The organism is Streptomyces cirratus (assembly GCF_014650775.1).
Taxonomy (GTDB): Bacteria; Actinomycetota; Actinomycetes; order Streptomycetales; family Streptomycetaceae; genus Streptomyces; species Streptomyces cirratus.
Genome location: NZ_BMVP01000012.1, coordinates 86631 through 107526 on the forward strand (window position 1 = coordinate 86631; position 20896 = coordinate 107526).

Consider the following 20896-nt stretch of genomic DNA (forward strand, 5'->3'; position numbering starts at 1 on the left):
GTCCCCGCCTACGCCACCCAGTGCGGCCGCCGCACGGCCGGGGTCAGCGGGACGCCCTCGTGGAAGGCGGCCGCGAGACGGCGTACCGCCTCGTCCAGGCGGTCGGCGGGGAGCGTGTACGGGATCCGCAGCCGGTGTTCGAAAGTGCCCGGGTCCACCCCGAAGCGGGCGCCGCGCCCGATGTGGACGCCGGCGGCCGCGGCGCGCTCCGACAGGGCGGAGCTGACCGGCTCCCCGAGGTCCACCCACAGGGAGAGGCCGCCCGGCGGCAGCTGCCACGACCACTCGGGGGTGTGCCGCTGGAGCGCGCGCACCAGCGCCGCGCGCCGCACGCGCAGTTCGGCGAGCCGCTCGGGCAGGGACCGGTCCAGCCCTTCCAGCAGCGGCAGCGCGACCAGCTGGTCCAGGACCGAACCGGTCATGTCGGCGGCGACCCGGACCGCGGTCAGCTCGGTGATCATCTTGGCGGTGGCGCGGATCCAGCCGACCCGCAGCCCGCCCCAGTGCGTCTTGCTCAGGGAGCCGATGGTCATCACGTGGTCGGCTCCCCCGGGCGGTGCCAGCGAGGCCAGGGGCGCGGGGGCCGCTACGTCCAGCGCGATGTCGGCGATGGTCTCGTCCACCACCAGCCAGGTGCCGGTGCGCCGGGCGGCCGACAGCAGGCGCACCCGCTGCTCCGGCGGCATCAGGGCGCCCGTGGGGTTGTGGAAGTCCGGGATCACGTAGGCCAGCCTCGGGACGGTCTGGCGCAGGGTGGACTCGGCGATCTCCATGTCCCAGCCCGCGTCGGAGACCGCGATCGACCCGGTGCGCACCCGGGCGTGGCGCAGTGCGTCGAGCGCGTTGGCGTAGGTGGGGCTCTCGGTGACGACCCGGTCCCCGGCCCGGCACAGCAGGCTCACCACCAGTGCGAAGGCCTGCTGGGCGCCGGCCGTCACCAGGATCTGCTCGGGGCGGGTCGGCAGTCCGCGCCGGGTGAACCGGTCCGCGACGGCCGTCCGCAGGGCGGGCAGCCCGAACGGGTGGTAACCGGGGGTGCGGGCCGCCTCGGGCAGCTTGGCCGCGGCCCATGCCAGCGCCTCGGTCAGCGCCGCTCCGGGGGCGCCCATGGCGGCGATGGCGAGGTCCGTGCCGCAGTCCGCGTCGGCGCCGTGACCCCCGGCGCCGAGGAGGGCGTGGGCGCCGACGGGGCGGTGTCCCTCGGGGAGGTCGGTCCAGGTGCCCGAGCCGCGGCGGCTGTGGGCGTAGCCGCTCTCGCGCAGCAGGTCGTAGGCGCCGGTGACGGTGGCCCGGCTGGCGCCGACCGCCTCGGCCAGTTCCCGCTCGGCGGGCAGGCGCACGTGCAGGGCGATCCGGCCGTCCAGGATCAGGGTGCGCACGGCGTCGGCGAGGGCCCGGTAGCCGGGTCGGGCCAGCAGCCCGGGGGGCAGGAGCGCCGCGAGCTGGCGGCTGCCGATGGCCCTGTCCGCGGTCTGGACTATTCGCCCGTTCGCCATGCCAACCTCCCCTGATTGGCTCTGCCTGCCAGGCCAATCAGGGACCACACTCGCCGTATTGGCCACCGCTTGGCAAGGAGAGCCGGTATGTCGACCCACCGTGACGCAAGGCTGCTGACCGACCGTGACGAGCGAGCCCTGCTGGCAGCCGTGGAGCAGCGGATCTCCGCACCCCTTCGGCCCGCGGCCGCGCAGCGGCGGCTCGCACGGGGCCGCTCGTCACTGTGGCGGTTCGCTCCCGGGCGCCCGCGCGGCTCCGCGCAGGGGCGAGAATCGCTGTCATGGCAGCAGACACCCCGCACGCCCTCCGGCCCGGCGCCGACCGGCCGGTGATCGCCGGCCTGCTCCTCGCGGCGGGCGGCGGCCGTCGCCTGGGCGGGCGCCCCAAGGCCCTGCTGTCCTACCGCGGCCGCCCGCTCGTCGAGAACGCGGTGCGGGTGCTGCGCGCGGCGGGCTGCGGTCCGGTGCACGTGGTGCTCGGCGCGTCCGCGGCGGAGGTCCGTGAGCGCACCGACCTGACGGGCTGCGTGGTGGTGGACAACCCGGACTGGACCGAAGGCATGGGTTCCTCACTGCGGGCCGGGCTGCGCTCGCTGGCCGGCACGGACGCCGTCGCGGCCCTGGTGTCGCTCGTGGACCAGCCGGGGATCGGGGCGGCGGCGGTCGCCCGGGTGCTGGCCGCGTACCGCTCCCCCGACAGCCTCGTGGCGGCGGCCTACGACGGGGAGCGCGGCCATCCGGTGCTGTTCGGGTCCGCCCGCTGGAGCGACATCGAGAGGACGGCGACCGGCGACCAGGGCGCGCGGACGCACCTGCGGGAGCACACCGGGGCACTCACGCTGGTGGAGTGCGCGGACATCGCCGAGGCGTTCGACATCGACACCCCGCCCGATCTGGCGCGTCTCGCGTGAGGTGGCTTGTGCGCGGGGTGACCGACGTGGCACCCAGGGCCACCTCCCGGCGGAATATGTCGACCAGGAGAATCTCGACATCAACAAACCATTGAACTTCCACCATGAGGAAATTACTATCCACTGGTCAGAAGCGCCCTGAACCACAGACGGCGCCCGCGACCGTACCCCGGAACTCTCCACACCCGGCGGCACTGCGTGCCGTCTCGCGCGAGCATTCCCCCGCGGCCGCCAGGCACCGCCGCTGAAGGAGTGACAGATATGTCCGCACCAGCGCCGTCCCCGCTACCCGTCGTCGACGCCGCACCCCTGCCCCGGCAGGACGAAGTCCTCACCGAAGCCGCCCTGGCCTTCGTGGCCGAGCTGCACCGGCGGTTCGCCCCCCGCCGCGCCGAGCTCCTCGCCCGGCGCGCCGAACGGCGCTCCGAGATCGCCCGCACCTCCAGCCTCGACTTCCTCCCGGACACCGCACAGGTCCGCGAGGGCGACTGGAAGGTGGCGCCCGCCCCGGCCGCCCTGAACGACCGCCGCGTGGAGATCACCGGTCCGACGGACCGCAAGATGACCATCAACGCCCTCAACTCGGGCGCCAAGGTGTGGCTCGCCGACTTCGAGGACGCCTCGGCTCCCACGTGGGAGAACGTCGTCCTCGGCCAGCTCAACCTGATCGACGCCTACGAGCGGCGGATCGACTTCACCGACCCGCGCACGGGCAAGTCGTACGCCCTCAAGGCCGCCGACCAGCTCGCCACCGTCGTGATGCGCCCGCGCGGCTGGCACCTGGAGGAGCGCCACCTGCGGATCGACGGCGCCCCGGCCTCCGGCTCCCTCGTGGACTTCGGCCTGTACTTCTTCCACAACGCGCAGCGCCTGATCGACCTCGGCAAGGGCCCGTACTTCTACCTGCCCAAGACGGAGTCGCACCTGGAGGCGCGCCTTTGGAACGACATCTTCGTCTTCGCCCAGGACTACGTCGGCATCCCGCAGGGCACCGTCCGCGCGACCGTCCTGATCGAGACGATCACGGCGGCGTACGAGATGGAGGAGATCCTCTACGAGCTGCGCGACCACGCCGCCGGCTTGAACGCCGGGCGCTGGGACTACCTCTTCTCGATCGTGAAGAACTTCCGTGACGGCGGCGGCAAGTTCGTCCTGCCGGACCGCAACGCGGTGACCATGACGGCCCCGTTCATGCGGGCGTACACCGAACTCCTCGTCCGGACCTGCCACAAGCGTGGCGCACACGCCATCGGCGGCATGGCGGCCTTCATCCCCTCCCGCAAGGACGCGGAGGTCAACCGGATCGCGTTCGAGAAGGTGCGGGCCGACAAGGACCGCGAGGCGGCCGACGGCTTCGACGGCTCCTGGGTCGCCCACCCCGACCTCGTCCCGATCGCGATGGCCTCCTTCGACGCGGTGCTCGGCGAGAAGCCGAACCAGAAGGACAGGCTGCGCGAGGACGTCTCGGTGGCCCCGGGCGACCTGATCGCGATCGACTCCCTGGACGCCAAGCCCACGTACGAGGGCCTGCGCAACGCGGTGCAGGTGGGCATCCGTTACATCGAGGCATGGCTGCGGGGCCTGGGCGCCGTCGGCATCTTCGGCCTGATGGAGGACGCGGCCACCGCCGAGATCTCGCGCTCGCAGATCTGGCAGTGGATCAACGCGGGCGTGGTCTTCGAGCACGACGGCGCGCCGGTGCCGGCCACCGCCGAGCTGACCCGTGAGCTCGCCGCCGAGGAACTGGCCGCGATCCGCGCCGAGGTCGGTGACGAGGCCTTCGCGGCCGGCAAGTGGCAGCAGGCCCACGACCTGCTGCTCCAGGTCTCGCTCGACGCCGACTACGCGGATTTCCTCACCCTGCCCGCGTACGAGCAGCTGACCGGCTGACATCCCCGCACTTCGGCTGAAACGCACAGCAGTCGAAAGCACAGCGGTCACTGCGGTCGATCGCACCAGCTCCGCCCCCGTCGCCCCAACGCGCCGGGGGCGGAGCCGTGTCCGGCTCGCGGCGGACTCGACTCCCGACCGACTGGTCGGTCGTTACGTCATCGTAATATGCGTGTACCTAGCGGTAACATCCGGCCGCGTGTCACCTTTCCGATGCCACCGGCGCCGGCGGTAACCCCCACTTCCAAGCCACGTCACGCCAGTTGCCCCTGGCATCCGCGTGGCCGACCGCAGGAGTTCCGCAGTGATCGGATTCCGCAACGTCAGCAAGGACCGGGCCCGCAGCCGCGTGCGACGACTGGCCGGTGCCGGGTTGGCCCTGCCGCTCGCCGTGACGGCACTGGTGGGCGGCGGCGCCGGCCCGGCCGCGGCGAGCCCCGGGAACGGGCCCACCGCGGTGGTGTCCATGGGTGACAGCTACATCTCCGGCGAGGCGGGCCGCTGGAAGGGCAACAGCCTGACCAACAGCGGCAGTCGCACCGGTACCGACCGGGCCTGGACCAGTGGCAGTACCTACGACCCCGCGAAGGTGTACGGGACAACGGCCGGCGGATGCGACCGCTCGGACACGGCCGAGGTGCTGAGCGCCGGCGCGGTGGCCGACGTCGCCGTGAACCTCGCCTGCTCGGGGGCCGTCTCGGACAACGTGTTCCGGGCGTCCAACGGCGGGGTGTCCTTCAAGGGCGAGGCGCCGCAGGCGGATCAGCTCGCGGCGGTGGCCGCGGCGGACGACGTCAAGGTGATCGCGCTGTCCATCGGCGGGAACGACCTCGGCTTCGCCGACATCATCAAGGAGTGCGCGTACGACTTCGTCCTCTGGAACTCCTACTGCTACGACGACCAGCAGGCGGGCGTGGACCAGAAGATCGACGGGGTCATGGCCAAGGTGGGCAAGTCGGTCGACGAGATCAGGGCCGTGATGCGCGGGGCCGGGTACGCGGACTCCTCCTACCGGATCGTGCTGCAGTCCTACCCGTCGCCGATCCCGCGCGGCGCGGAGAACCGGTACACCCAGAGCGACTGGAGCCGGCTCAACACCGGCGGCTGCCCGTTCTGGAACCGGGACTCGGACTGGGCGCGGGACTCCCTCGTGCCGCAGATCGCGGGCGGCATCAAGGCGGTCGCCGCGGCCAAGGGCGTCCAGTTCCTGGACCTGCGCGACATGCTGCAAGGGCGCGAGGTGTGCGCGAAGGCCAGCAAGCAGGTGACGGCGGCCGCGCCGGCATCGGCGAAGACGAGCGAGTGGGCGCGCTGGATCGACAACAACGCGTCGCAGGGCCTGGTCCAGGAGTCCATGCACCCGAACTACTTCGGCCAGCTGGCCGTCGGGCGCTGCCTCGCCCTGGCCGTGGCCCAGCCCGCGAACTCGTCATCGGGCTGCAAGAACACCCCGGGCGGCGACCAGAGCGGCATGTACCTGACTCCCGCTTCCTGACCGGCCCGGCACGGACGGTCCGCCCCGCCCCCGGGCGCGGCGGACCGTTGCGTCCGTGATCGGGATACTGGTTCCATGGACAGGACAACGGCTTCTTGGCGCAACACTACGCATGACTGGGCGGCCACCGTGGACACCGGTCACCTCGCTCTCATCCGCAGCGACCCGGCCTGCTTCGCTCCCGGCGGGCTGAGCCACCTGGCCTTGGAGGTCATCGCGTACGCGGCGGACGAGGCAGAGGCCCGGGAAGGCGGCGGGCGTTGCACCGTCACCTTCCACGAAGACGGCTCGGTGTCCGTCGCCGACGACGGGCGGGGCACCGACACCCGGCTCGACGCCGAAGGCCGGCCCGTGAAGAAGCCGGTCATGGCGACGAAGGACCTGCGGTTCTTCGACCACCCCGGGGCGCAGCTGCTGCCGGACGGGCAACCGCGCCGGGGCATGTCGGTGGTCGCGGCGCTCAGCGAGTGGCTCCTGCACACCAACCGCCGGGCGGGCGGGGCCTGGACGCAGCGGTACGAGCACGGCGTTCCCGCCACCGGTCTGAACCCGATCGCCGGCGACGGCACGACCGGGACGGTCGTCCACTTCCGCCCCGGCCCGGTGGAATTGCGGTCGCCGGACGAGGGGACGGTCACCGGGCTGGCCCGGCTCGTCACGGCATGGCCGTACCTGTCCGTCGACTTCGCCGACCGGCGGAGCGGCTGACTCCCGCCAGCGCCCGGGTGAAGGCCGCCCGGCAGCGGAGCCAGTCCGGGTCGGGCGTGCCCGTCCCCAGGGCCAGCAGCTTGGGCATCAGGTCCGCCGAGAAGGACCGGGCCGCCTCCGCGGGGACCAGGGACGGCAGGTTGTCGATGGCGATCACGTCCAGCGGGCGGGGGCCCGCGCGCAGCCTGCGGACCGGGACCGCCCAGTCGGTGAGCCGGTCGTAGACGGGCAGCAGGTGCAGCGGGGAGCCGGTGTCACAGGTGATGTCGGCGATCACCGTGAGGCGCCGTTCCCGGTCCGGGTCCAGGTCGGCCGGGGTGAGGAACGGCGGGACCGGGCGGGTGGTGAGGACCGCGTTGACGAGGATGTCGTGTCCGAGCAGGGCGGCCCGGTCCAGCCGGACGGTGTCACCGCGGTCCCACCGGCTCACCTGTACCCCGGCAATCGTCAGGGCGTCACAGGCGCCCCGGGCGCTGCGGCCGTGGCCCCCGATGACGACGGCGCGCAACTCCCCCGCCGGAGCCGGGACGGCCCGCGAGGCCCGTAATCGGGCGTCGAGCTCCTCGCGCGGGAGGGGGACCAGCGGGGCGGCGAGCCGGCCGCGGGCGTGCAGGACGGCCAGGGCGGCGCCCGCGTACCCGGCCCAGTAGCCGAAGGCCGCCAGCCTGCGCCCCTGCGCATCGGCCAGGTACTCCAGGTCGAGCAGGGTCCCGCCGCCCGCGGCGAACCGGCGCAGCAGTGCGGGGGCTTCCTCCTGGCCCTTGTAGGCGTGCCCGAAGTAGACGTGCCTGTGCCGCAAACGCTCGGGCACGGGCGGGAGTTCCTTCAATCCGAGGACGAAGGCGGAGCCCGGCGCGGAGGCGGCCCAGGCGCCGGCGGGCGCGGTACGGCAGCCCGCTTCCTCGTACTCGGTGAGCGGGAAGACCCGGTGCGCGGACTCCTCCACAGTGATCCGTACACCCTGGCGTACGAGCTGCTCGGCGTCCTGCGGGGTGAGGGGGGCGCGGCGCTCGGTGGGCCGGGTCTCTGCGCGCATCCACAACTGCGGTGACTCTGCCATCGGCGGTACCACCTGTCTGCTCAAGGACGCCCTCGGGGCGCCCGCGTGCACCATGTGACCGGGCCTCAGGATCAGTTCGCCGACCGGGTTCGGCAAGGAGTACGACAGCGCGGACGGGAGCTCACAGTTCGGGCAGCAGGGCGCGCAGGGCGGTCCGCGCGCCCTGCGCGTACGCGGCCCGCAGGGTCCCCGGGGGCATTCGGTCGCGCAGGATCCCGAGGGCGCGCGGCGCGCACGCGGCGGCCGGGCGGGTGCGGCGCACCGCGCCCAGCAGGAGCGCGGAGCTTTCGTAGTGGCCCTGGGCGGCCTCCAGTTCGGCCAGCAGCTCGGCCGAGAAGGACTGTCCCAGCCGGTCGTCCAGGGCGAGCTGGGTCTCCAGCGCGCGCAGCAGTTCGGTGCGCGCCCGCTCCGGCCGGCCCGCGCGGGACTCGGCGACGGCCCGGGCGTACCGCTCCCAGGAACGGGCCCACGGGTCGGCGTCCGCGGCAGGCGGCGCGCCGGCCTCCGCGGGAGGGGCGCCCTCCCCCGGACAGATGCCCTCCCCCGGCCCGCTCTTCGCCCGCGCTCGGGTGCCCGGAGGGCCGGTGCGGGCGAGTGCCAGCGTCCGGGCGGCCCGGAGCACCTCCCGGCCGGGCCCGAACCCGGGGTCCGGGGGCAGCAGTTCCAGTGCCTCGGCGTACTCGGCGGCGGCGTCCTCGTACCGCTCCCCCCACAGGGCCACCGTGCCGCGCACGTGGGCGAGGTAGGCCAGGCAGGCGTCCTCGCCCTCCTGTACGGCGGTGCTCCAGGCCTCCACCAGCAGCGGGTCGCAGGTGTCCGCCTCTCCGAACCCCGCCACCAGCCAGGTCGCCAGCCACAGCGCCCGGGCCGGCCGGGGCGCCGGGTGCAGGGCCAGGGCCCGTTCCAGATGGCGCCGGCCCTCCGCCACCAGCCCGCACGCCGACCACAGGAACCACAAGTCCACGGCGATCTCCAGCGCGGCCCCCGGCCCCGCGGCGGACAGCGGGTTCATCGCGGCCCGCAGCTCCGGGAGTTCGCGCAGCGCCAGTTCACGCGCCTGTGTCTGCGCCCCCTCGCGCCACAGCCCGGCGGCCTCCCGGGCGAGCCGGCGCCAGCGCTCTTGGTGGCGCAGGGCGGCGGTGTGCCCGTCGCCGCCGGAGCCGTGCGCGAGCCGCCGGGCGGCGTACACGCGCACCGAGAGCGGCAGCCGGTACCGGCCGGGTCGCTCACCGTCGGCCAGCAGGGCCGGAGCCAGCCGGGCGAGCACCCGGGCGGCGGCGTCCGGGGGGAGCTCCCCGAAGCCGCAGACCTCGGTGACGGCGGCCGCGTCGAAGGGCCCGGCGAAGACGGAGAGCCGCTCCCACAGCAGCCGCTCGGCGGGCGAGGAGAGCCGCAGGGAGCGCTCGGCGTCGACCAGGGTGGCCCGGCCGGCGCCGCCCGCGAGGAAGGCCAGGGGTTCTGCGGTGAGCCGCCGCAACGCCTGGAGGGGCGCGTACTGGTGGGCGCGCCCGGCCGCCAGCTCCAGCGCGCCGGGTATCCCGTCGAGGCTCCGGCACAGGGCGGCGACCGCGGCGGCGTTGCGTTCGGTCAGCTCGAAGAAGGGGTCGGCGCCGCGCGCCCGCTCCTCGTACAGCCGCACGGCCGCGAACCCGGCGATCGGGTCGATCGGGAGCGGTGCGGCGGGATCGGGCGGGGCGGGCGGCAACGGCAGAGGAGGTACGGCGAGTTCCGCTTCCCCGGGCAGCGCGAGCCGGCGCTGCGAGGTGATCAGCACGCGCACCCGGGGCAGCCACCGCAGCAGGTTCTCCACCAACGGGGCCGCGGCCTCGCCGAGCTGTTCGCACCCGTCGAGCACCAGCAGCACCTCGCGCCCCGCGAGCCCGTGGATCAGCCGGTGCTCCAGCACCACTCGGCGGAAGCCCGGCAGGGCGGAGACGTCCACCCAGACGGTGTCGAGGCCGTCGGCGCCCGTGACGGTGCGGACCGCGCGCACGGCGAGCCGGGTCTTGCCGATGCCCGCCGGCCCGGTGAGGGTGACGAGGCGCTCGGTGGCGAGCAGGGAGGCGGCGCGGGCCAGCTCCCGGCGGCGGCCGACGAAGCTCGACAGCTCGGCGGGCACCGCCTGACCCACGTCCGCGACGGGATCCCCCACACGTCCTCCCGCGATGTGCCGAAGCTGCGCACAACCGGCTGGTTCACCGGTTGGGGACACAAAGAGAGATGATCGGCCGAAAGCCCGGTTGACACGCCACTGACCGGGAGATCCGCCAAGGGGAGGACATGGATTCGGCCGTTTCCGCCGTGGACGACACCGACCGGGCGCTCGTCCACGCACTCCAGCTCGCGCCCCGTGCGAGCTGGGAGCGACTGGCGCCGGTGCTCGGCACGCGCCCCGACACCCTCGCGCGCCGCTGGGAGCGGCTGACCGGCGCCGGAGAGGCCTGGATATCGGGGCTCGGACTGCGTACGGGCACCAAGGCGCCCTGCATGGCGTGGGTGGAGGTGATGTGCGACGCGGGGGCCTCCCCGGCCGTGGGCGCGGCCTTGGTGGCCGATCCGCACTCGCTGGGGCTGGAGCACACCACCGGCGGCCGGGACCTGCTGGCCTTCGTGGCCGTGCCGGACCTCCACGCGCTGTACCGGTACCTGTCCTTGCGGGTGCAGCGGATCCCCGGGGTGGTCGGCACCCGTTCGTCGATGGTGACGGCGGTGCACTACGCCCCCGACCGCTGGCGCCTGGACCAGCTGACGCCGGCGCAGATCGGTTCGCTGACGGGGCGCAGCGGGCGCTCCCCGGCGCCGGGCGCGGCGGTGGCGCCGGCCGTCACCGCCATGACGCAGGAGGACCGGCCGCTGGCCCTGGCGCTGGCAGCGGATGCCCGGCGCAGTGTGGCCTCGCTGGCCCGGGAGTTCGCGATGAGCGAGTCGACCGTACGGCGGCGGCTGAGCCGGCTGGAGACGGGACAGAGCCTGCGCTACAGCTGCGCGATGGCGTCGGGGCTGTCGGGGTGGCCGGTGGCGGCGACGTTGTGGGCGGAGGTGCCCGAGTACGAGGTGGCCGAGTGTGCGGCGGCCGCCGTGGGGTTGCGGGAGACCCGGACCTGCATGTCCGTCAGCGGGCCCTGGAACTTCATGATCACCGCACGGCTGCGCACCGTCGAGGGGCTGTCGCGCTACACCTCGGAGCTGTCCCGGCGGCTGCCGGGGATGCGGATCACGGACTCCGCGGTGGCGCTGCACGTACGCAAGTCGGAGGCGCAGGTCCTGGACGAACGGGGCCGGCGGACCCATACGGTCACACCCGACATCTGGGCGGACCTGCTCCCACCGCCGGACGCTGACGACCCGGCCTGACAGCACTGAAGCACTGAGCCGGGGTACCGCGCGCGACGCCGCGGACGCCACACCCGCAGTGGGTGACGTCCGCACCGCCGCACACGGTGCCCCGGCTCGCGGACCCGGCCGTGCCGGGTCCTGCCGTCAGTGCACGAACACCGGTTCCGCGGCCGCCTCCGCGGCCGGTTCCTTCTTGGCACCGAGGTGGTTGAAGGCCAGGTTCAGCACGATGGCCACCACACAGCCCGTGCTGATTCCCGAGTCGAGGACGACCAGCATGTCCTTGGGGAAGGCGTGGTAGAAGCCGGGCGCCGCGATGGGGATCAGGCCGATGCCCACGGAGGCGGCGACGATCAGCGCGTTCTCCCCCTTCTCCATGGCCGCGCCGGCCAGGGTCTGGATGCCACTGGCGGCGACGGAGCCGAACAGGACGATGCCGGCGCCGCCGAGGACCGGCAGCGGGACCACGCCGATGACCGAGGCCGCCATCGGGCACAGGCCCAGCAGGATCAGGATTCCGCCGCCGGCGGCCACCACGAAGCGGCTGCGCACCTTGGTCATCGCGACGAGGCCGATGTTCTGCGCGAAGGCGCTGCACATGAAGCCGTTGAACAGCGGGCTGAGCGCGCTGCCGAGGGTGTCGGCGCGCAGTCCGCCCTCGATGGTCCTGGCGTCGGCGGGCCGGCCGACGATCCGGCCGAGGGCCAGGATGTCGGCGGTGGACTCCGTCATGCAGACGAGCATCACGATGCACATCGAGATGATGGCGGCGACCTGGAACTGCGGGGCGCCGAAGTGGAACGGCGTGGGGAAGCCGATGATGTCGGCGTTGCGGACGGCGTCGAAGCTGGTCATGTTCAGCGGGATCGCGATCAGCGTGCCGGCGACCAGGCCCAGCAGGATGGATATCTGCTGGAGGAACCCGCGCAGGAACTTGCGCATCACCAGCACGATCACCAGGGTGAGGGCGGCCATGCCGATGTTCTTCATCGAGCCGTAGTCGGTGGCGGTGCGGTTGCCGCCCTGCGACCAGTTGAAGGCCACCGGGAGCAGTGAGACACCGATCAGGGTGATGACCGTACCGGTGACGACGGGCGGGAAGAAGCGGACGAGTTTGCCGAAGTAGGGCGCCGCGAGGAAGCCGACGAGTCCGGCGACGATGATCGCGCCGAAGATGATGGGGATGGCGTTCGCGCCTTCGCCCTTGCCGATGGCGATCATCGGGGTGACTCCGGCGAAGGAGACGCCGTTGACGAAGGGGAGTTTGGCGCCGATCTTCCAGAAGCCGAGGGTCTGGAGGAGGGTGGCGAGTCCTGCGGTGAAGAGCGAGGCGCCCATCAGGAAGGCGGTCTCGGTGGCGGAGAGACCGACGGCGGGGCCGACGATCATCGGCGGGGCGACGACACCCGCGTACATGGCGGCCACGTGCTGCAGACCGCTCGTGAACATTTTCAGCGGAGGGAGGGTCTCGTCGACCGGGTGCTTCTCCTGCGGTACTGCGACTGCGTCTTTGCGAAACCTGGGCGCCTTGGCCACGGCTTCCTCCGGTCGGTTGAACACGTCGGCAGGGACGTGGTGTGTCAGGGAGGGGGGGCGAACGCTGTGCGAGTCGAGCCTGTCTTCGGTTGTGGCGGTGCCGTTGGTGTGGCGGTGCCGTGGCGCGGGCGCGTGGGCGGGGTGGGTTCAGCGCGGTGCGTCGTCACGTTTCACCGTGCCCGGGAGCGCCTTCGGAATGGTCCTCGGGCGCTTCCCGGGTACGGCTGCCGCGGACCCCGCTCGGGTCCGCGGCCACCGGCCGGGGGCCGTCCCCCCCGGCCGGGAATCAGGCCTGGGCGGAGATGCGCGCCAGGCGCTGCGCCTCTTCCCGAGTGGACGCGGCGATCGCGTCCTCGTCGGCGAAGAGAAGTCGGTTGTTGTCGACGATCTGCTGGCCGTTGACCAGCGAGAGGGTCACCGGGGCGGCCGCGCCGAACACGAGCGCGATGACCGGGTCGGCGATGGAGGAGTGGGCCAGCGTGCCCATGTTCCACATCACCAGGTCGGCGAGCTTGCCGGCCTCCAGCGAGCCGATGCTGTCGGCGCGGCCGAGGACCTGGGCGCCACCGTACGTGCCCAGGCGCAGGGCCTGGCGGGCATTGAGGGCCCGCTCGCGGTGGACCGGGTTCAGCCGGTTGATGAGCAGCGCGTTGCGCAGTTCGGTGTGCAGTTCACCGGACTCGTTGGAGGCGGTTCCGTCCACGCCGAGGCCGACCGGTACGCCGGCGGCGAGCATGTCCGGGACGCGGGCGATGCCGGCGGCCAGGCGGGCGTTGGAGGACGGGCAGTGCGCGACACCGGTCTTGGTGCGGGCGAACGCGGCGATGTCGGAGTCGTTCATGTGGACGCTGTGCGCCATCCACACGTCCTCGCCGAGCCAGCCGGTCGACTCGAAGTAGTCGGTCGGGCCCATGCCGAACAGTTCCTTGCAGAACTGCTCCTCCTCGACGGTCTCGCTGCCGTGGGTGTGCATGCGCACGTCCAGGCGGCGGGCCAGCTCGGCGCCCTGCTTGAGCAGTTCGGTGGAGACCGAGAAGGGGGAGCACGGCGCGACGGCGACCTGGGTCATCGCGTCGAAGGAGTGGTCGTGGTGCTTCTTGACCGTCGCCTCGGTGTCGGCGAGCGCCCCTTCGAGGGTCTCGACGGCGTGGTCCGGGGGCAGGCCGCCGTCCTTCTCGCTGCGGTCCATGGAACCGCGGGCGAGGGTGAAGCGGACGCCCATCTCGGACGCGGCGCGGATGATCGCGCCGGAGAGGTCGCCGGAGCCCTTGGGGAAGACGTAGTGGTGGTCCATGGCGGTGGTGACGCCGCCCTTGGCCATCATGGCCAGGGAGCCCTGGGCGGCCGTGTACGCCATCTGCTCGTCGATGCGCGCCCAGGTCGGGTACAGCGCGACGAGCCAGTTGAAGAGGTTGTGGTCGGTGGCCAGACCGCGCGTGATCCACTGGTAGAAGTGGTGGTGCGTGTTCACCAGACCGGGGGTCACGAGGTGCCCGGTGCCGTCGATCCGGCGGACGACGTTCTCCAGGTTCCCGGGAGCCCTGCCCGCGCCGATGGACTCGATCCTGTTGCCGGCGACGACGATGTGACCCGAGGCGTATTCGGTGTCGTTGGCGTCGACGGTCGCGATCGCACAGTTCTCGATGACGATGCGCTCGGCGGCGCTGTCCGGGGCTGCTGATGCTGCCATGGGACGTCCTCGTGCTTTCAGTGGCGGTGCGGGCCGGCAAACCCAGGGGAATTGAGTGCCGGAGCCGGGGGCCTGACAGCTGACAGTACTGCCGCCCCGTGTGATGCGTCCGGGTGCCGATTCGGGAAGCTGTGGAGTGTCGCGCCGTCCCGGGGCCACTGCGGAGCCCCGGGACGACGCGTCCCGCATCAGAGGTTGGTCATGTCCACGGGGATACGGGCGTCGACGCCGTCGCGGAGGACCGTCGCCTCGATCAGACCGTACGGCCGGTCCGCGGCGAAGTAGACCTCGTTGTCGTTCTTGAGGCCGAAGGGCTCCAGGTCGACGAGGAAGTGGTGCTTGTTCGGGAGCGAGAAGCGGACCTCGTCGATCTCCGAACGGTGGTTGATGATGCGCGAACCCATCTGGTACAGGGTCTGCTGGAGCGACAGGGAGTAGGTCTCCGCGAAGGCCTCGAGCATGTGCTTGCGGGTCTCGGCGTAGGACTTCTCCCAGTTCGGCATCCGCTGCTCGTCATCCGACCAGTTGAAGCGCCAGCGGGCCGAGACCTGGGTGGCCAGGATGCGGTCGTAGGCCTCCTTCAAGGTCGTGTACTTGTCCTTCACGTACCCCCAGAACTCGGAGTTCGTGGAGTTCATGACGACGAGGTCCTTGAGGCCGGAGATGACCTCCCAGTTGGTGCCGTCGTACGTGACCTGCGTGACCCGGGTCTCCTGGCCCTGGCGCACGAAGGAGTGCTTCACCTCGTCCGACCCGATGAACTTCGAGTTGGCGTCGGAGGTGGGGATCCGGTCCCAGGCGTACTCCTCGATCCGGATGCGCGCACGCTGGATCGGCTCCTGGCTGTTGACGAACCAGCGCGCCAGGTGGATGCCGAACTGCTCGGCGGACTCGATGCCGTGCTCCTTGGCGAAGGCGTACACCGTGTTCTTGGTGGTGTCCGTCGGGAGGCAGTTGGCGTTCGAGCCGGAGTAGTGGACGTCGTCCATGTCGCCCGAGAGGGCGACGGAGACGTTCAGGTCCTTGATGTGGTGGGTGTCGCCGTCCCGCGTGATCTTGACTACGCGGTTCTCTGCTTTGCCGTACTGGTTCTGGCCGAGAATCGTGGGCATGTCTGCTAGCTCCCTCGGTAAACGGAGTAGCCGAACGGGTTGAGCAGCAGCGGTACGTGGTAATGCTCGCCCGGGTTCACCGCGAAGGTGATGGTGACCTCGGGGAAGAACGCACCGCTGTCCCTTACGCGGGGGGCGTCCTGCTGCGCCTCGGCTTGCTTGTTCGAACTGTTCTCGCCCAAGCCGTTCCTGGACGAGAAGTACGTCTCGGTCTCGAAGTCGAGACGCACGTGGGTGGTGCCCTCCGGCAGGGCCGGGAGGTCCTTGCAGCGGCCGTCCGCGTCGGTGGCGGAGCCGCCGAGGTCCTTCCACTCCCCGTCGAGGCCCGTGCGGGCGGACAGGGAGATGGCGACGCCCTCGGCGGGGCGGCCGATGCTGGTGTCCAGGATGTGCGTGGACACCGAAGCCGTGGTGTCGGTGCTCATGCGCTCTCTTCCTCCACGAGTCGGGTCAGACGGATCCGGTTGATCTTCACGAGCTCGCCGCGGGCGGTCTCCCGCTCCTGCTCCGGCGAGTTGCCGATCCGTACCTTGACCGCGTCCCGCATGAACTCGCCGGTCGCGCCGGTGGCGCAGATGAGGAAGACGTGGCCGAACTTCTCCTGGTACGCCAGGTTGAGTTCGAGGAGCTCGGCCCGCAGCTCCTCCGAGGCGCCGGCCATGCCGCGCTGCTCGCGGGCGGAGGTCGGGTCTCCCGGCTTCGGGCGACCGATCGGCGCGTGTCCCGCCATCGCCTCGGCCAGGTCCTCGGCGGTGAGCTCCGCCATGGCGGACTCGTTGGCCGAGAAGAGCGCCTCGACGGTGGTGAAGGGGCGCTGGGCGAGCAGCTTGCTCCCCCATGCCGAACTGGCGCACACCTCGTGCAGCACGGCCGTGGCCGCACTGTCGTCCAAGGCGTTGAACCGGGTGAGACCCGGGGTCGGACTCGAAGTCACGGTAGGCCTCCGTGGCCTGTTGTTGCTTTTGACGGGCTGCGCATAGCTAACGCCCTCGACAACACCCCGTCAACACTTTGTTGAAACTTCCCGTACACAAAAGCCGCCGCCCGGGTGAATCGGGGCGGCGGCTCGTCACGGCGGGTCAGCGGGTGTTCACCGCGGGCTGTCCTTCTCCGCCGCCTTGGCGGGGCTGGAGTCCCTGTTCAAGTAGTTGTAGACGGTGAAGCGGCTCACGCCCAGGGCGCTCGCGACCGTCTCCACGCCGTGCCGTACGGAGAAGGCACCGCGCGCCTCCAGTATGCGCACCACGTCCTGCTTGGACTTCCGGTCGAGCTGCGCCAACGGTACGCCGTGCCGGCGCTCCAGCGCCGCCAGGATGTGGTCGAGCGAGTCGGAGAGCTGGGGCAGGCGCACGGCGAGCAGCTCCTGGCCCTCCCAGCTGAGCACGACGTCGTCGGGCTGCGCCTGGGCCGGGTCCATCAGCTCGCCGCCCATCGCGTCCACCAGCGGCTTGACGGCGGCGACGAAGGGGTGGTCACGGGGCTCGGTCATGGCGTGGTGTCCTCCGCGATCACATTGACCTGGAGCGACACTCGCGTGGCCCCGGCCTCCAGCGCGTTGCGCAGCAGCGCGGCCACGGCCGTCAGCACCTCGCCGGACTCCCCTTCGGCGGTGTTGCCGAAGGGACCGACGTCCACCGCGTCGAGCCGGGCCTTCTGGATGACCTCGCGCGCGGCCACGGCGTGATCAGGAGCCTCTTCGAGGTCGAAGGGCTCGGTCGTGAACTCCACTCTCAATCGCACGCGGGCCAAGCTACCCCGCAGCTGGGACTTTTCGGCAGTGCGCACTTGACAGCCACGCGAACCTCGATGCAGTCTTCCATCAAGCAGAAACTAACTTCCGCAATACGGAAGGAGCGCACACCCCTCATGGGATACACGGACCAGCGCTTCGATGTGAACCTTTCGATCCTCTTCACGGAACTCCCGCTCCTGGAGCGTCCCGCGGCTGCCGCCGCGGCGGGCTTCACGGCGGTCGAGCTGTGGTGGCCCTGGATCGAGACCCCCACTCCCGCCCAGGCGGAGCTCGACGCCCTCAAGAAGGCTCTTGAGGACGCGGGCACCCAGCTGGTGGGCCTGAACTTCTACGCCGGCCGGCTGCCGGGCCCGGACCGCGGCGCGGTCTCGGTGCCCGGTGAGGAGTCGGACCGCTTCAACGCCAACATCAACGTGGCCGCCGACTTCGCGGCCTCGGTCGGCTGCAAGGCGCTGAACGCCCTCTACGGCAACCGCGTCGACGGCGTGGACCCCGCGGTCCAGGACGAGCTGGCGCTCGAGAACCTGGTCACGGCCGCCAAGGCCGCGGACCGGGTGGGCGCGATCCTCCTGATCGAGACCCTCAACAAGCCGGAGTCCCCGCTCTACCCGCTGGTGAGCGCCCCGGCCGGCATCGAGATCGTGGACAAGGTCAACGAGGCCACCGGTCTCGGCAACGCCAAGTTCCTTCTCGACCTGTACCACCTGGCGATGAACGATGAGGACCTCAGCGAGGTCATCGAAAAGTACGCCGCCAAGACCGGGCACGTCCAGATCGCCGACAAGCCGGGCCGCGGTGCCCCCGGCACCGGCGAGCTGCCCCTCGAAGAGCTCCTCGACCAGCTCAAGAAGGCCGGATACGAGGGCTACGTGGGCCTGGAGTACAAGGCAGCGGACGCCGCCGCGTCGTTCGCATGGCTGCCGGCCGAGGCCCGCGCCGCCAAGTAGGCGGACCAAGTCCGGGCGATCAGCCAGGCACTCCCCGCACTTTTCGTACAAAGCATTAAGAGAAGGACCCTCATCATGAGCACCTCCACTGCGCTTCCCTCGATCGCCTGGATCGGCCTCGGCATCATGGGCTCCCCCATGTCCGAGAACCTGATCAAGGCCGGCTACTCGGTCACCGGCTACACGCTGGAGCAGGACAAGCTGGAGCGCCTGGCCGCCGCCGGCGGCACCGCGGCCGGCTCGATCGCCGAGGCCGTCAAGGACGCCGACGTGATCATCACGATGGTGCCCGCTTCGCCGCACGTCGAGGCCATCAACTACGGCCCCGAGGGCATCCTCGCGAACGCCAAGTCCGGCGCGCTGATCATCGACATGTCGTCGATCACCCCGCAGACCTCGGTCGACCTCGCGAAGAACGCCGCCGAGAAGGGCATCCGCGTCATCGACGCCCCGGTGTCCGGCGGCGAGGCCGGCGCCATCGAGGCCGTCCTGTCGATCATGGTGGGTGGCGAGCAGGCCGACTTCGACGCGGCCCTGCCGATCCTGGAGACGCTCGGCAAGACCATCGTGCTGTGCGGCCCGCACGGCTCCGGCCAGACGGTGAAGGCCGCCAACCAGCTCATCGTCGCGGTGAACATCCAGGCGTGCGCCGAGGCCGTCGTCTTCCTCGAGAAGTCGGGCGTGAACCTCCAGGCCGCGCTGGACGTCCTCAACGGCGGTCTGGCCGGCTCCACGGTCCTGACCCGCAAGAAGGACAACTTCCTGAACCGCGACTTCAAGCCCGGTTTCCGGATCGACCTGCACCACAAGGACATGGGCATCGTCACCGACGCCGCCCGCAACGTCGGTGCGGCCCTCCCGGTCGGCGCGGTCGTCGCCCAGCTGGTCGCCTCGCTGCGCGCCCAGGGCGACGGCGGGCTGGACCACTCCGCCCTGCTCCGCGCGGTCGAGCGCCTCTCCGGCGCGCAGGTCTGATCACGGCCTGAACCCTCCCCCTCAGGGGGACACGAGTTTCGGATGGTGCCGGTGCTGACACCTGTCCTGTCGCGCCCAAGCGCCGGCACCGTCCGGATCACCTCCACTCTCTTTCTTTCAACAAACTGTTGACGTCGTGTTCACGCCGAAATTAGGCTGTTCCGCATGACGGAAGACGCCTTCCGTCTCAGCAGTCACCCGTACGGAAGGTCACCATGTCGAAGCGCACGCTGACGACCGAGTCCGGCGCCCCGGTCGCCGACAACCAGAACTCCGCCACCGCCGGCGTCGGTGGCCCGCTCCTGATCCAGGACCAGCAGCTCCTTGAGAAGCTCGCCCGCTTCAACCGCGAGCGCATCCCGGAGCGCGTGGTGCACGCCCGCGGCTCGGCCGCGTACGGCTACTTCGAGGTGACCGACGACGTCACCGCGTACACCAGCGCCGCATTCCTGGACACGGTCGGCAAGAAGACCGAGACCTTCCTGCGGTTCTCCACCGTCGCCGACTCCCTCGGTGGCGCGGACGCCGTCCGCGACCCGCGTGGCTTCGCGCTCAAGTTCTACACCGAAGAGGGCAACTACGACCTCGTCGGCAACAACACCCCGGTGTTCTTCATCAAGGACCCGATCAAGTTCCCCGACTTCATCCACTCCCAGAAGCGCGACCCCTTCACGGGCAAGCAGGAGCCGGACAACGTCTGGGACTTCTGGGCGCACGCCCCCGAGGCGACGCACCAGATCACCTGGCTGATGGGTGACCGCGGCATCCCGGCGTCGTACCGCCACATGAACGGCTACGGCTCCCACACCTACCAGTGGACGAACGAGAACGGCGAGGCCTTCTTCGTCAAGTACCACTTCAAGACGAACCAGGGCATCCGCTGCCTGTCGTCCGAGCAGGCCGCCGAGCTCGTCGGCAAGGACGCCAACTCGCACCAGACCGACCTGCTCCAGGCCATCGAGCGCGGCGTGAACCCGAGCTGGACCCTCTACGTCCAGATCATGCCGGCCGCCGAGGCCGCGGACTACCGCTTCAACCCGTTCGACCTCACCAAGGTGTGGCCGCACGCCGACTACCCGCTCCAGCGAGTGGGCCGTCTGGTCCTCGACCGCAACCCGGACAACGTCTTCGCCGAGGTCGAGCAGTCCGCGTTCTCGCCGAACAACTTCGTCCCGGGCATCACCGCCTCGCCGGACAAGATGCTCCAGGGCCGCCTGTTCGGGTACGCCGACGCCCAGCGCTACCGCCTCGGTGTGAACCACACCGTGCTGCCGGTCAACGCCCCGAAGGCGACGAAGGCCGACAACTACGGCCGCGACGGCGTCATGGCGCTGCGCAACGGCTCGCGCCACGACAAGAACTACGAGCCCAACTCGTACCAGGGTCCGGCCGAGACCGGTCTCGCGCTCGGCGCCCCGAAGGCCGTCTCCGGCTACACGGGCACCCACGAGGCCCCGGCCCACACGAAGGACGACAACTTCTTCCAGGCCGGCGAGCTCTACCGGCTGATGTCGGAGGCCGAGAAGCAGCGTCTGGTGGCGAACATCGCCGGAGGCCTGTCGCAGGTCACCCTCGAAGACGTCATCGAGAAGAACCTGGCTCACTTCCACGCCGCGGACGCCGACTACGGCCGCCGCGTCGAGGAGGCCGTCCGCGCCCTGCGCGACGCCTGAGCCACCCAGTTGTACCGGGGGCCTGACGGGAGGTCATGCCCCGGGTGCTGAGCCCGAACCGCGTACCCGGATGAGGGGTGGTGCGCGGTGAGGGCGGACAGCGCCGGCCCTTGCGGCCGGCGCCGCGTGAGGACCGTGGCGAGCGTGCGAGCCAGTGCGGTGGTAATGGGTTCCGAGGCCCGTCTCTTGACCTGAGGGAGACGACGCCGGAGTTCTCGTCGCCCGCCCGCCACGGTCCCGGCAACTCGTGTACAGGGGCTACGCACAGAGCCCCCTGTACACGAGCCCCGACTCCGCCCGGCGGTGCGAACGTC

Annotated in this window: 19 protein-coding genes; 9 read left to right on the forward strand and 10 right to left on the reverse strand. The window is 71.4% G+C overall.

The window, feature by feature from the left end; translation table 11 throughout:
* Window positions 1-8: 8 nt before the first annotated feature.
* On the reverse strand, window positions 9-1496 hold the full coding sequence (yczR, locus tag IE207_RS24980) for a MocR-like transcription factor YczR (protein ID WP_190186540.1): 1488 nt from the start codon (window positions 1494-1496) through the stop codon (window positions 9-11).
* Window positions 1497-1583: 87 nt separating this feature from the next.
* On the opposite strand from yczR, the gene IE207_RS24985 reads away from it, so the two are divergent.
* From IE207_RS24985 to IE207_RS25005, 5 genes are all read left to right on the forward strand, one after another.
* Complete coding sequence (locus IE207_RS24985; protein ID WP_190186541.1) at window positions 1584-1829, forward strand: hypothetical protein; 246 nt, start codon at window positions 1584-1586, stop codon at window positions 1827-1829.
* Entirely contained in the window at window positions 1778-2407 is a 630-nt protein-coding gene (locus IE207_RS24990; RefSeq protein ID WP_190186542.1) for a nucleotidyltransferase family protein, read from the forward strand. Before IE207_RS24985 ends, IE207_RS24990 begins: the two co-directional genes overlap by 52 nt.
* A 261-nt stretch (window positions 2408-2668) precedes the next feature.
* Window positions 2669-4297 (forward strand): malate synthase A, encoded by a 1629-nt coding sequence (aceB, locus tag IE207_RS24995; RefSeq protein WP_190186543.1) that lies wholly within the window; start codon window positions 2669-2671, stop codon window positions 4295-4297.
* Between the two features lie 304 nt (window positions 4298-4601).
* The gene (locus IE207_RS25000) at window positions 4602-5792 is read left to right on the forward strand and encodes a GDSL-type esterase/lipase family protein (RefSeq protein ID WP_229873952.1); all 1191 of its coding nucleotides are present in this window, start codon (window positions 4602-4604) and stop codon (window positions 5790-5792) included.
* A 75-nt stretch (window positions 5793-5867) separates the two neighbouring features.
* The gene (locus IE207_RS25005; protein ID WP_190186544.1) at window positions 5868-6500 is read left to right on the forward strand and encodes an ATP-binding protein; all 633 of its coding nucleotides are present in this window, start codon (window positions 5868-5870) and stop codon (window positions 6498-6500) included.
* Here the strand turns inward: IE207_RS25005 and IE207_RS25010 are convergent.
* Window positions 6448-7560 carry a saccharopine dehydrogenase gene (locus tag IE207_RS25010; RefSeq protein WP_190186545.1) on the reverse strand — a complete coding sequence of 371 codons (1113 nt, stop codon included), beginning with the start codon at window positions 7558-7560 and terminating at the stop codon, window positions 6448-6450. The two genes, IE207_RS25005 and IE207_RS25010, sit on opposite strands and share 53 nt — an antisense overlap.
* A gap of 121 nt (window positions 7561-7681) precedes the next feature.
* Window positions 7682-9712, reverse strand: coding sequence for an ATP-binding protein (locus IE207_RS25015; protein ID WP_190186546.1), 2031 nt, complete (start codon window positions 9710-9712; stop codon window positions 7682-7684).
* A 128-nt stretch (window positions 9713-9840) separates the two neighbouring features.
* Between IE207_RS25015 and IE207_RS25020 the strand changes: the two genes are divergently transcribed.
* Complete coding sequence (locus IE207_RS25020; RefSeq protein ID WP_190186547.1) at window positions 9841-10914, forward strand: Lrp/AsnC family transcriptional regulator; 1074 nt, start codon at window positions 9841-9843, stop codon at window positions 10912-10914.
* Between the two features lie 126 nt (window positions 10915-11040).
* Here IE207_RS25020 and IE207_RS25025 read toward each other — a convergent pair whose 3' ends face one another.
* The 7 genes from IE207_RS25025 to IE207_RS25055 form a co-directional block, all read right to left on the reverse strand.
* Complete coding sequence (locus IE207_RS25025) at window positions 11041-12432, reverse strand: nucleobase:cation symporter-2 family protein (protein WP_190186634.1); 1392 nt, start codon at window positions 12430-12432, stop codon at window positions 11041-11043.
* Between the two features lie 286 nt (window positions 12433-12718).
* The gene (locus IE207_RS25030) at window positions 12719-14122 is read right to left on the reverse strand and encodes an 8-oxoguanine deaminase (RefSeq protein ID WP_190186548.1); all 1404 of its coding nucleotides are present in this window, start codon (window positions 14120-14122) and stop codon (window positions 12719-12721) included.
* Between the two features lie 188 nt (window positions 14123-14310).
* Window positions 14311-15234, reverse strand: a complete 924-nt coding sequence (pucL, locus tag IE207_RS25035) for a factor-independent urate hydroxylase (protein ID WP_190186549.1) — start codon at window positions 15232-15234, stop codon at window positions 14311-14313.
* 5 nt (window positions 15235-15239) lie between these two features.
* Window positions 15240-15659: a hydroxyisourate hydrolase gene (gene uraH, locus IE207_RS25040; RefSeq protein ID WP_190186550.1), complete on the reverse strand. Its 420-nt coding sequence runs from the start codon at window positions 15657-15659 to the stop codon at window positions 15240-15242.
* Window positions 15656-16168: a 2-oxo-4-hydroxy-4-carboxy-5-ureidoimidazoline decarboxylase gene (uraD, locus tag IE207_RS25045; RefSeq protein WP_190186551.1), complete on the reverse strand. Its 513-nt coding sequence runs from the start codon at window positions 16166-16168 to the stop codon at window positions 15656-15658. The genes uraH and uraD overlap by 4 nt, the downstream gene beginning before the upstream one ends.
* A 156-nt stretch (window positions 16169-16324) precedes the next feature.
* Window positions 16325-16723, reverse strand: coding sequence for a helix-turn-helix domain-containing protein (locus IE207_RS25050; protein ID WP_190186552.1), 399 nt, complete (start codon window positions 16721-16723; stop codon window positions 16325-16327).
* The gene (locus IE207_RS25055; RefSeq protein ID WP_190186553.1) at window positions 16720-16974 is read right to left on the reverse strand and encodes a hypothetical protein; all 255 of its coding nucleotides are present in this window, start codon (window positions 16972-16974) and stop codon (window positions 16720-16722) included. Before IE207_RS25055 ends, IE207_RS25050 begins: the two co-directional genes overlap by 4 nt.
* Before the next feature lie 126 nt (window positions 16975-17100).
* On the opposite strand from IE207_RS25055, the gene IE207_RS25060 reads away from it, so the two are divergent.
* The 3 genes from IE207_RS25060 (at window position 17101) to IE207_RS25070 (ending at window position 20582) form a co-directional block, all read left to right on the forward strand.
* Complete coding sequence (locus tag IE207_RS25060) at window positions 17101-17934, forward strand: TIM barrel protein (protein WP_190186554.1); 834 nt, start codon at window positions 17101-17103, stop codon at window positions 17932-17934.
* A gap of 75 nt (window positions 17935-18009) precedes the next feature.
* Window positions 18010-18909 carry a 2-hydroxy-3-oxopropionate reductase gene (locus IE207_RS25065; protein ID WP_190186555.1) on the forward strand — a complete coding sequence of 300 codons (900 nt, stop codon included), beginning with the start codon at window positions 18010-18012 and terminating at the stop codon, window positions 18907-18909.
* 215 nt (window positions 18910-19124) lie between these two features.
* The gene (locus tag IE207_RS25070) at window positions 19125-20582 is read left to right on the forward strand and encodes a catalase (RefSeq protein ID WP_190186556.1); all 1458 of its coding nucleotides are present in this window, start codon (window positions 19125-19127) and stop codon (window positions 20580-20582) included.
* Window positions 20583-20896: the final 314 nt, after the last annotated feature.